Genomic DNA, 11,442 nt, shown 5'->3' on the forward strand with positions numbered 1-11,442 from the left:
CCGCATAATCAAGCAGCTACCGCTATCTAAGTTTTTTAAATTCCTATGCAAACGTTTGTGCTTGCATTTCACAGGTCTGTTTTTATCCGCAACGTGAAGCTCCGCAAGTGGTACAAATGAGGCAACCTTCCTGATATACAAGTGTTTCGTTGCCGCAGTTCGGACATTTCTTGCCTTTGGCTTCTGTGCCGTCCGTTATGTATTTCTTCAATGCGCGCTCCACACCGTTCTTCCAGGTGTTGATGCTTTCGCTGTCCAGTTGCAAAGAGCCGACCAGCTTGATAACCTGTTCGATAGGCATACGATAACGCAATACTCCGGAGATCAGTTTGGCGTAGTTCCAGTATTCCTTGTTGAACTTTTCGGACAGACCTTCGATGGTGACTTTATATCCGCGTTTGTTCTGGAACTGGAAGTCGTAACGCTTGCTGCCGTCCTTGTCCACCTTCTTAATAATGTGTCCGGAAGTAACGTTCTTCGGCAGAATGATACCTTCGTCATCGTCCTGAAGACCGGTGAAGATTTCGTAAGGATGTCCGTCCAGCAAACCGACGAATGCCACCCACTTTTCTTTATTATTCTGGAAACGTACGATGTCGGCATCCAGAACTGACGGGCGGGTTTCTACTACCGTAGGCGGTTTGCAAGGAGGCATTTCTTCTTTCTTATCGCTCTTGGCAGAAATGAGTACGCCCGAACGTGAGCCGTCACGATAAACCGTACAACCTTTACAACCGGATTTCCATGCCTCTACATACAGGCGGTTTACCAGGTCTTCATCCACATCGTTCGGCAGATTGATGGTCACACTGATGGAGTGGTCTACCCATTTCTGGATACGTCCCTGCATCTTGACTTTCATCAGCCAGTCTACATCGTTTGAGGTTGCTTTATAATAAGGTGATTGCTCAACCAATACATCAATCTCTTCTTGTGTGTAACGTTTAGAAGGATTGTGCCCTTGTGCTTCCATCCATGTAACAAATTTGGGATGGAAGACGATATATTCTTCAAAAGCATCTCCTGTTTCATCCACGAAGTCTACGTGTACGTTGGTGTCGTTCGGATTTACTTTACGGCGACGCTTGTATACGGGCAAGAATACAGGCTCGATACCTGAGGTAGTTTGAGTCATCAGACTGGTGGTTCCCGTCGGTGCAATGGTAAGGCAGGCAATATTGCGGCGACCGTATTTTTTCATATCCTCATACAACTGGGGATCTGCTTCGCGCAAACGATTGATGAACGGATTATTCTTTTCACGTTCGGTATCGTAAATTTCGAATGCACCACGTTCTTTTGCCATTTCTACTGATGAACGGTAAGCACTCAGGGCAACCGTCTTATGTACTTTTTCTGAGAATTCGGTAGCTTCTTCCGTACCGTAACGCAATCCCAGTGCAGCAAGCATATCACCTTCGGCAGTGATACCTACACCGGTGCGGCGTCCTTGTCCGCTCTTCTTATAAATCTTGTCCCACAATACACGTTCCGTATGTCTCACATCTTCGCTTTCGGGGTCAGCGTCAATCTTTTCTATGATGCGTTCTATCTTCTCCAATTCCAGATCAATGATGTCGTCCATAATGCGTTGAGCCAACGCTACATGTTTCTGGAACAATTCAAAGTCAAAGTATGCATCCGGTTTGAAAGGATTTACCACATAGGAATAAAGATTGATAGCCAGCAAACGGCAGGAATCATACGGGCACAAAGGGATTTCACCGCATGGATTGGTGGAAACTGTGCGGTATCCCAAGTCTGCATAGCAATCGGGTACGGATTCTTTTAATATGGTATCCCAGAACAATACACCCGGTTCTGCCGATTTCCATGCATTGTGAACGATCTTCTTCCACAAATTGGTTGCATTGATTTCCTTTTGCACTGTTGGTTCAGCGGCATTGACTGGATATTGTTGAATATATGGAGTACCTGTGATAGCAGCGGTCATAAATGCATCGTCTAGTTTCACAGATACATTGGCACCTGTAACTTTACCTTCCGTCATTTTAGCATCGATGAATGCTTCTGAATCGGGATGTTTGATAGATACACTCAGCATCAGTGCGCCACGTCGTCCGTCCTGAGCAACTTCACGCGTAGAATTGGAGTAACGCTCCATGAATGGCACCAGGCCGGTAGAGGTTAAAGCAGAATTTTTCACCGGAGAACCTTTCGGGCGGATGTGCGACAAATCGTGTCCTACACCACCACGGCGTTTCATAAGCTGTACTTGTTCTTCGTCTATTTTGAAGATGGCACCATAAGAATCCGCCTCTCCATCTACTCCGATCACGAAGCAGTTAGATAAAGAAGCTACTTGATAATTGTTACCGATTCCGGTCATCGGGCTTCCTTGCGGAACGATGTACCTGAAGTGGTCGAGCAGGTCGAACAGTTCCTCTGCACTTAATGGATTAGAGTATTTCGCCTCGATACGGGCTACTTCATTGGCTATTCTCCAATGCATGTCTTTCGGAGATTTTTCGTAAATATTTCCGAAAGAATCTTTTACTGCGTACTTGTTTACCCAAACACGTGCAGCTAACTCGTCGCCTTGAAAATATCGTAAAGATTCTTCATAGGCTTCCTCGTAAGAATAAGTTTGTTTTTCCACGATGCTTTTTTCCTTAGATTTATTTTTTTAATAAGTAAGAGTGTAGAAGTGATACCTATCATTAACAAATGTGATTGCAAAGCTAAGAATGTTTTTTATTATAGCAAAATAAAAATAGAATAAATTATGAACAGGCTGTGAGATTTTTATTTTAGAATGATAGTCTGCTGATTTATAAAATATTAGCATTGTGTGGTGAACAAAAAGTTTTCCAAAAAGAAAATTGTTTTTCAAACTTGACTGGATGGGCTAATTCCTTTTAGAAAACATGGATAAACTTTAAATTTGTTCTTTGGTAACAATCTGCCATTCTTTTCTTATATTTGCAAAAAAATAGAAGAATGGAAATCCTAAAACAGAGAAGAACAATCCGCAAATATCAGCAGAAAGATATTTCTTCTGATTTGTTAAATGATTTGCTTGATTCTGCGTTCCGAGCCTCTACAGTCGGGAATATGCAGGTGTATAGTGTAATTGTAACGCGTGATGCAGAAAGGAAAGCTAAGCTGGCACCGGCTCATTTTAATCAGCCGATGGTGAAAACTGCGCCTGTAGTTTTAACATTTTGTATAGACCTGCGTCGTTTTACTAAATGGTGCGAACAACGAAAAGCAACTCCCGGGTATAATAATTTAGAGTGGTTCGTAACCGGTTCTGTAGATGCCTTGTTGGCAGCTCAGACTTTTTGTGTAGCTGCGGAAGAAAAAGGATTAGGTATATGCTATCTGGGTACGACGACTTACAATCCGCAAATGATAATTGAGGCCCTGGAGCTGCCTGAATTGGTGTTTCCTATTACAACAGTGACAGTGGGTTGGCCTGCTGAGGAACCTGCGCAGGTAGATCGGTTGCCGTTGGAAGCTATTGTACATGAGGAGACGTATCATGATTATACTCCTGGAGATATAGATCGCCTGTATGCTTATAAGGAATCTTTGCCTGAAAATAAGCAGTTTATTCTTGAAAACAACAAAGAAACTTTGGCGCAAGTCTTTACTGATGTACGTTATAAGAAAGAAGATAACGAAGTAATGTCGGAGAATCTTTGGAAAGTAATAAAAAAGCAGGGATTTTAACCCTGCTTTTTTAATGATGCTTGGATATCATCTATTTCTGCGCGGAAAGCCTTGTCTACTTCCCGTAATTCTTTAATGGTTTTGCAGGCGTGCAATACGGTCGCGTGATCTTTGTTGCCTATCAGTGTTCCTATCTTAGCCGTTGAGAAATCTGTGTAAGATTTGGCGAGGAACATAGCTATCTGGCGTGCCTGCACTACTTCACGTTTCCGTGACTTGGTATGGATTGTAGCGGTATCCAGTGAGAAATGCTTGCATACCACATTGATGATGTCATCAACAGTAACCGCTTTACTTTCACTTTTCACTACCTTCCGCACAATGCGTTGTGCCAGTTCCAGATCAATTTCCTTGTTATATATAGTAGAATGTGCCATGATGGAAATAACGATGCCTTCCAAGTCACGCACACTGTCGCCTACATTTTCTGCGATATAATCGATTACTTCCGGAGGGAATTGTAATCCGTCACGGTGTATCTTATTACGAAGGATGTTCTTGCGCAATTCTACAGTCGGTCTTTCCAGTTCAGCTACCATGCCCCATTTGAAACGGGTGATGAGTCGTTCTTCCATACCTTGCAGCAATACGGGAGCACGGTCCGAAGTCAAGATAAGCTGTTTGCCGTTTTGGTGTAAGTGATTAAAGATGTGGAAGAATGTATTCTGCGTTTTGGTAACACCGGCAAATTCTTGAATATCATCAATAATCAATATATCAATTGATTGGTAGAAGTTGATGAAGTCATTTGTTGTATTATTACGTACAGAGTCAGTATATTGTACCTGGAACAAATGTGCCGATACATATAATACTCTTTTGTCCGGATAGAGTTCTTTAATTTTTGTGCCGATAGCATTTGCGAGATGTGTCTTGCCTACACCTGACGCTCCATAGAAAAACAGCGGATTGAAAATTGTTTTTGCCGGATTCTGAGCGACAGCTTCTGCTACGCTGCGTGAAAGTTTGTTGCTATAGCCTTCAATAAATGTTTCGAAGTTGTATTCAGGATTCAGATGTGGATCTAAATCTGCAATAGGCGCTTGCGGTATCTCTTTGCCGATTATCTTTTTCTGTGGAATAATGGTGCGGGGGGTAGATTCGAGATTAACGGTAGTACGTGAACTCTTATCCACCATTACATTATACAATAACTTGGTACCATCACCAATGACTTTATATAGAGTTTTACGTAACAAGTCAACAAACTTGTCCTCCAAAAACTCATAGAAGAACTGGCTGGGTACCTGTACGACCAGCGTCTTGTCCTCATATTTTAAAGGTATGATGGGGAGAAACCATGTTTTGTATGTCTGCTCCGGAACATTGTCTCTGATGATTTCAAGACAGCGGTTCCATAGCCCGACATGATTTAATTCACTCATAACGGCTTTGAATACATTTATTAATTAAGCAAAACTTCTACGCTTGCAAAATTCGCAATCTTATTTGAGAAAAACAAATGTGTTTTTTCTTGTTTTTCTGTTAAAAGTAATAAGCTCTTTACTTTCAATCACTTATCTATTTACATGTAAATAGCCCCTTTTGAGGGCTATTGCATTTTTATAAGTATCTGTATTATAATATAATATGCACTTAAATAACAGGATTTTAAACTTTCTGATGGATTGTGCAGAAGGGAATACTTTAGTTCCTACATGGACTTACCGCGGCTTTTTCTTTCAAACCTGTTTGCTCCTGTTATTTAGACTTATTCTATTTAATAAGTTTTTCCCTACTTATCTTTTTTGCCGAACAAGGAGAAATGAACGTACCTTTTGGGGTGCGATTTCAGGTCTTCAAGAAGGCTGGCTGCATTGGCTGTTGTGGCATTCAGATTGTTGTAGAGCGACGGATCATTTAATAATAAACCAATCGTATTGTCTTTCCTGCCTAACTGGTCTGTAATCATTTTTACATTAGCTAATGTAGAGTCTATGCTGGCAAACGCAGCGGCATAATCTATTTCTTTCAAGTTATTACTGACTGTGATGAAGTTATCCCCGATAGTATTCAGCTTTTGCGTGAGTTGGGGAATATCTTTACTCATGATAGCCTGTAATTGTTGGCTGGTCACTTCCATGTTCGCCATCGTGTTTTGTACGCTATGAAGCGTACCCGGGATTGCCGGATCTCCAAGTATCGTATTTAGTGAGGCAAGAATTGAGTCCAGCTTGGGAAGCATTTTCTCTACTTGTGGCATAACTGCGGCTACTTGGTCCATGACGCCATTGTTGACACTACCTTGTAAGGTATCGCCTGTCTGGTACTTTTCGCGCGGGTTATTTGCCAGCAATAGATTCATTTTGACACCTCCCATAAGTTCAGAGGTCAGTTCAGCAGTACTACCTTTCGGAATGCGCAATTCCGGATCTACATCGATTTCTGCTATGACTTTTCCGGATTGTGTGTAGTCATAATAAAGATCGCGTACAATACCTACACGGAAGCCATCGGCAAAGACCGGACTTGATTTGGTTAATCCATTTATGTTATGGAACTTGACGTAGAAATAGTTGGTAGGCTTAAACAGGTGGATACCTTTCAGGTAATTAATACCGTATACTAATATGCAGAGGGCAACAATACCCGCTATTCCTATTCTAACCTCTTTCGTAAGATACTTCATCATGATGTTATAGTCTTATTATTTATTTCTTTTTCTTTTTGAACTCCTCGATAGCCGTTTGAACGTTTATCTTCTTACCATTCTTAAAAGCGATGATAAAAGCGTCCTTAAACTTTGGCGTTATTTCACGTTTGGTACGTACTACCTTGTTATAGTCTGTTGATGAACCGTATGTATATTTATAAAGTCCACCTTCCTGGAAATGTTCCACACCTTTCAAACCTTTCAGTCTTTTATCATTGGCTGCGATAGGACGTGAAGAGGTGAGTATTTGTATTTTAAACACTGGACTGCCGGTGTCGGTTTGCGATTCGGTAACTTTTCCTGCATTTTGTTTCGTTCTGGTAGTATTGGAGGGAGCTGCCGCTGGTTTCTGAGTAATTTCGGGAGATTCCTCAGCCTTTTCGTTGGTAGTATCTGATTCCTCTACATTGCCGGCATCTGTTTCTTCCGGTAATATGGTACGGCTACTTCCTGTCATACGTATTTCGTGTTCACGTTTATAGGACAGGAAAGCGCGGAAGATTCCGTTTGCCAATGTAGTACTTCCGGTTTCCGAGTTTAGATAACGTTCCTCTTCCGGGTTGGATATAAAACCGAGTTCTACCAGGATACTGGGCATGGCACTGGCTTTGAGTACCAGGAAACCGGCCTGGTGCACACCACGGTCTGCACGTTTACAGGTATGGCGGAACTCCTTTTGTACCAGTGAAGCCAGATGCACACTTTGAGACATGTATTTGTCTTGCATGAATTCAAAGATGATGTACGATTCTGCAGAATTCGGATTAAATCCTGCATAGCGTGTTTTGTAATCACTTTCGTATAAAATCACGGAGTTCTCCCGCTTGGCTACTTCCAAATTAGCGTCCGACTTAGCTAAACCGAGTGTCCATGTAGAGGCGCCTTTGGCTGTTTTACTACCTGCCACAGAATTGGTATGAATGGAAATGAACAGGTCGGCTTTAGCGTTATTGGCAATATCCGCACGTCGGCCAAGAGGGATAAATACATCCCGTTCGCGAGTATATACCACTTTTACGTCCGGACAGTTCCTCTTTATTTGTTTTCCCAATTTGAGGGCAACATTTAGATTGATGGTCTTTTCTTTGGAGAATTTGCCTAAAGCGCCAGGATCATGCCCGCCGTGTCCGGCGTCAATAACGACAACGAAATCTTTCGCTTCGATGCTGGTGGTACAAAAAGGAGAGATGAACAGCCCGAAGCAAATACTTATATATAATATGTATCGTTTATAGAGTTCCATACTAAAAGCCGTTGCAAATGTAGTGGAAATTTATAGAAAACTGATGCTTTGTGTGAAGTTTTGTCACTTTTCTCCCGGATTTGTGATAGATTTCTTTAAAAGGGACTAACTTTGCACCCGCAAATTAAATAGAAAAAGGTATGTTAGTTCGTTTTCTTAAGAACTGGACGTTGCCAATGGCAATGCTTTCAGGTACTTTGGGGTACTTCATCCTTGCGAATGTCCCTTTCTTGGCGCCTACCAAACCATATATCAGTGATTTGATTGCGTACATAACCCCTCTGCTGATATTTGCCCAGCTATTACTGACCTTTTGTAAGGTGGAGAATCTGAATGAATTGAAACCAAAAGCATGGCATGGCTGGTTGCTGTTAATTCAGACGTTGTCTTGCCTGGCACTTGCTGCTTTGCTGGTATGTTGTCCGATGCCGGAAGTTTACAGGGAAGTGTTTGAAGGAGCTATGGTTTGTCTTATTTGTCCAACGGCTACAGCGGCGGCTGTTATTACCGGAAAATTGGGAGGCAGTGCGTCTACATTGACTACCTATACTTTATTATCTAATTTGTTGGCAGCAGTGGCAGTCCCATTAGTCTTTCCATTGGTGGAACCTCATGCTGATATGACTTTCTTTGCAGCCTTTTTGAAGATTCTTAGTAAAGTCTTTCCTTTATTGCTTTTCCCTTTTCTTCTGGCATGGTTCCTACGGCTATTTATGCCGCGTGTACATCATTTCTTGTTAGGTTTCCATGATCTTGCTTTTTATCTATGGGGTGTGGCGCTTGCCATCGTATCCGGACAGACAGTCCGTTCATTGGTAAATAGTGATGCGCCGGTTTCTGTTGAAATTCTGATAGCTCTTGCAGGATTGATTACTTGTTGTCTGCAATTCTTTTTGGGTAAAAGGATTGGTGGGCATTATAATGATCGGATCAGTGGAGGACAGGCTTTGGGGCAGAAGAATACCGTTCTTGCCATTTGGATGGCTTATACTTATTTAAATCCTTTATCTTCTGTAGGGCCGGGATCTTATGTTCTGTGGCAGAATATCATCAACAGTTATCAGCTGTGGAAAAAGAGGAAGAAAGAGCTAAAAAATAAAATATAAATATCTGAAATATAGTGGTTTATATTTTGTTTATCTTGTTTCCTTTGTTTTGCTTGCTTTCCTGTGTTTGCCTATAAATTCCTTTATTTTGTTACTAGTTTGTTACTCAAATGCTATTGGGTAACAAAAAAATATCTATATTTGCCATCGGTAACAAAATAAAAACATAAGTATGGCGAAGAAGAAACAAGAGGTCAAACTGAAAGAACCTGTAAGAATCAGATTTAAGCAGCTTGCCAATGGTAATCAATCCATTTATTTGGATTATTACACTGGTGATGTGATTAGAAAAGAAAACTATGTTGGTGGTAAACGCCAATACGAGTTTTTGAAGTTATATCTTATTCCGGAAAAGACGAGGGAGGATAAGACTAAGAATGAAGCTACTTTGGCGCTTGCCAAAGCTATTCAGAGCAAACGGATTGTTGAGTTACAGAATGATGCGCACGGATTTCAGAATACCAATAAATCCAAAGCAAACGTACTTGACTATTTGTTGGATATGAGAGCCCAATCTAAAGAGCGTGGCAGTCTGAATTATGAAAAGACTATTGGTAACACTATCCGTGAATTGAAATTGTTTAGAGGGGATTATATCGCTTTTCGTGATATTGATAAAGATTTCCTTAGTAGTTTTGTGGATTTCTTAAAGCAGGTAAAGAAAGCGAGTAAATACGGAGTAACTAAAGCAGGCGGATTATTAAGCAATAATTCGGTAGTTGCTTATTATGGAGTATTACGAACTGCTATAAATAGAGCTTATAAAGATGGCATTATAACAGTAAACCCAACAAAAGAGTTTGATTTTGCCGACAAAGTGAAGGCAGAAGCCAGCCGTAGGGAGTATTTGACTATTGAAGAATTGAAACTCTTAATAAATACGGAATGTAAATATGAGATAATGAAACAGGCTTTTCTTTTTAGCTGCTTGTGTGGATTGCGAATAAGCGATTTAAGAAAATTAAAATGGAATGATTTACAGAAAAGTGGTGATAGGATTAGGATTGAGATAAAAATGCAAAAGACTAAAGAACCGCTTTATCTTCCCATATCCGATGAAGCATTGAAGTGGTTGCCACAGAGAGGAGAAGCTATAGATAGCGATTTAATCTTTCCTTTGACACATGAGGGAACAATAAATAAGATACTTCAACAGTGGGCTAAAGCGGCAGGAGTTACTAAACACATCTCCTTCCATGTTTCACGCCATACCCATGCAACTATGATGCTAACATTAGGGGCTGATTTATATACGGTTAGTAAGCTGTTGGGACATAAAAATATTGCGACTACCCAAATTTACGCTAAGATTGTGGATAAAAAGAAAGAAGAAGCTATAAGTTTGATACCGAATTTAACAGACTAATTTAAAAGAAAGTACGGACTATGACAACCGTACTTTCTTTCTTTTTTTGCCCTTGTTTCACAAGAAAAATATATCTTTGCTTCTACTAACTGAAACAGAGTATCTTATGACAGAAGAAGAATTGAAAGTAAAATTCGACCATATACAAGGCATATTCAACCGTTGTATAAATCATGCCTACCAAATTATTACGGATAGCATTGCTGCCAAGTCCAAATATTTGAACTGTGAACAGGCTGATGAACTGGAACGGCAGGAGTACATCCGTACTGCAGATGAATTGGCACAACTCTACATTCGTTATTCTGTATTGAATGACATTCAAAATTTTTACTCGATACCCGATTTCTTTTGGGAAAGCGGTTTTTATGAAGCCTTGAAGCCCGATGAAAAAAGAAAATACCTTTTATTCTCTCCTCTTTCATTTGATTATTCCCGATACGAACAGGACAATTCAGTCTATGATGAAGAATTGCCTTATTTTTCCGTAGTAGTTAGAGTTGTTGTATTGGAAAGATATTCAGCATACTTGCGAAAAAAGAAAGAGGACAGAACGCAGACGGAAACGCAACCGCAGCAGGAACAGGAAGAACAGAAGCCGACAACAAACACCGAGTTTCCGATAAAAGCCGTACCCCCTATTGCTGAAACGGAAAATCCGTTTGGTTCAATTCTTAATGACAAACAGATAGAATTGATTGTAGATTGCATCAACGAGGTTAAAATGTTCAATGCCTCTGTAACTGTTGATGACTTGAAAGCGATACTTTCCTGTAAGCCTAATGTAATATTAAGGTCAAACAATAATAGATATGTAGCTTTCCTTTTTTCGGAATTAAGTAATAGGTCTTTGATTACCGCTAATTGGCAATCGGCTATTGCCAATAATAAACTATTTCTTTCCAAAGACAAAAGTAGGGATAAATACCTTAATCAAGGGGATTTAGCCACAGCAACTAATTATGTGAAAGGCATCTCCCATGAGAAAGGATTTGCAACCATATACAACTATATCAAACAACTGAAAAGACTTTAAGAATAGGTTAAGACCTCAAACATCGCTTAATCCACTATCAAGCTAATCCTCAATACCTTTGCCCTCGTTAACGAAAAGAAAACGAGGGTGCGCACCTTCATATTGTTTCACTTAATCCAAAAAAGCAATATGGATAAGACATTAGAGATGCGAGTTGAGGAACTCGAACAGATGTTGTTTTTAACTAAGAATGTGCTTAGCTTTGATGAAGCGAGCAAGTTTCTTAACCTTTCCAAAAGTTACCTGTACAAACTAACATCAGGTAACTTGATACCTCACTATAAACCACATGGAAAATCCAGTGTAAGCTGCCCCCTAAAACCAAGCGATTCTGCCCCCTTG

General features: G+C 40.5%; 9 protein-coding genes. 5 read left to right on the forward strand and 4 right to left on the reverse strand.

Annotated features, from left to right (window positions below):
- Positions 1-82: 82 nt before the first annotated feature.
- Positions 83-2,620 (reverse strand): adenosylcobalamin-dependent ribonucleoside-diphosphate reductase, encoded by a 2,538-nt coding sequence (locus DW182_RS18980; RefSeq protein WP_021967659.1) that lies wholly within the window; start codon positions 2,618-2,620, stop codon positions 83-85.
- A gap of 341 nt (positions 2,621-2,961) precedes the next feature.
- Between DW182_RS18980 and DW182_RS18985 the strand changes: the two genes are divergently transcribed.
- Positions 2,962-3,696 (forward strand): NADPH-dependent oxidoreductase, encoded by a 735-nt coding sequence (locus DW182_RS18985; protein ID WP_044534836.1) that lies wholly within the window; start codon positions 2,962-2,964, stop codon positions 3,694-3,696.
- Here DW182_RS18985 and dnaA read toward each other — a convergent pair.
- The 3 genes from dnaA to DW182_RS19000 all read right to left on the reverse strand — a co-directional run bounded on the left by dnaA (position 3,693) and on the right by DW182_RS19000 (position 7,592).
- Complete coding sequence (dnaA, locus tag DW182_RS18990) at positions 3,693-5,081, reverse strand: chromosomal replication initiator protein DnaA (protein ID WP_007659995.1); 1,389 nt, start codon at positions 5,079-5,081, stop codon at positions 3,693-3,695. The genes DW182_RS18985 and dnaA overlap by 4 nt on opposite strands.
- Positions 5,082-5,431: 350 nt before the next feature.
- Complete coding sequence (locus DW182_RS18995; protein WP_044154614.1) at positions 5,432-6,325, reverse strand: MlaD family protein; 894 nt, start codon at positions 6,323-6,325, stop codon at positions 5,432-5,434.
- 22 nt (positions 6,326-6,347) lie between these two features.
- The gene (locus tag DW182_RS19000) at positions 6,348-7,592 is read right to left on the reverse strand and encodes an N-acetylmuramoyl-L-alanine amidase (protein ID WP_118296498.1); all 1,245 of its coding nucleotides are present in this window, start codon (positions 7,590-7,592) and stop codon (positions 6,348-6,350) included.
- A gap of 140 nt (positions 7,593-7,732) precedes the next feature.
- Here DW182_RS19000 and DW182_RS19005 point away from each other — a divergent pair, with 140 nt between their 5' ends.
- The 4 genes from DW182_RS19005 to DW182_RS19020 form a co-directional block, all read left to right on the forward strand.
- Positions 7,733-8,698 (forward strand): transporter, encoded by a 966-nt coding sequence (locus DW182_RS19005; RefSeq protein WP_118296499.1) that lies wholly within the window; start codon positions 7,733-7,735, stop codon positions 8,696-8,698.
- 172 nt (positions 8,699-8,870) lie between these two features.
- Positions 8,871-10,064 carry a site-specific integrase gene (locus tag DW182_RS19010; RefSeq protein WP_118296500.1) on the forward strand — a complete coding sequence of 398 codons (1,194 nt, stop codon included), beginning with the start codon at positions 8,871-8,873 and terminating at the stop codon, positions 10,062-10,064.
- Positions 10,065-10,170: 106 nt separating this feature from the next.
- Entirely contained in the window at positions 10,171-11,100 is a 930-nt protein-coding gene (locus DW182_RS19015; RefSeq protein ID WP_118296501.1) for a hypothetical protein, read from the forward strand.
- 129 nt (positions 11,101-11,229) lie between these two features.
- Positions 11,230-11,442 (forward strand): helix-turn-helix domain-containing protein (locus tag DW182_RS19020; RefSeq protein WP_147400139.1); only part of this gene is annotated, 213 nt, incomplete at its 3' end.

The organism is Bacteroides sp. AM16-24, from assembly GCF_003471885.1.
GTDB lineage: Bacteria > Bacteroidota > Bacteroidia > Bacteroidales > Bacteroidaceae > Bacteroides.

What these genes read in the sequence shown, in the direction of transcription:
- DW182_RS18985 (WP_044534836.1), top strand. Translation starts at nt 2,962, where the DNA reads ATGGAAATCCTAAAACAGAGAAGAACAATCCGCAAATATCAGCAGAAA.
- dnaA (WP_007659995.1), bottom strand. Translation starts at nt 5,081, where the DNA reads ATGAGTGAATTAAATCATGTCGGGCTATGGAACCGCTGTCTTGAAATC.
- DW182_RS18995 (WP_044154614.1), bottom strand. Translation starts at nt 6,325, where the DNA reads ATGAAGTATCTTACGAAAGAGGTTAGAATAGGAATAGCGGGTATTGTT.
- DW182_RS19000 (WP_118296498.1), bottom strand. Translation starts at nt 7,592, where the DNA reads ATGGAACTCTATAAACGATACATATTATATATAAGTATTTGCTTCGGG.
- DW182_RS19005 (WP_118296499.1), top strand. Translation starts at nt 7,733, where the DNA reads ATGTTAGTTCGTTTTCTTAAGAACTGGACGTTGCCAATGGCAATGCTT.
- DW182_RS19010 (WP_118296500.1), top strand. Translation starts at nt 8,871, where the DNA reads ATGGCGAAGAAGAAACAAGAGGTCAAACTGAAAGAACCTGTAAGAATC.
- DW182_RS19015 (WP_118296501.1), top strand. Translation starts at nt 10,171, where the DNA reads ATGACAGAAGAAGAATTGAAAGTAAAATTCGACCATATACAAGGCATA.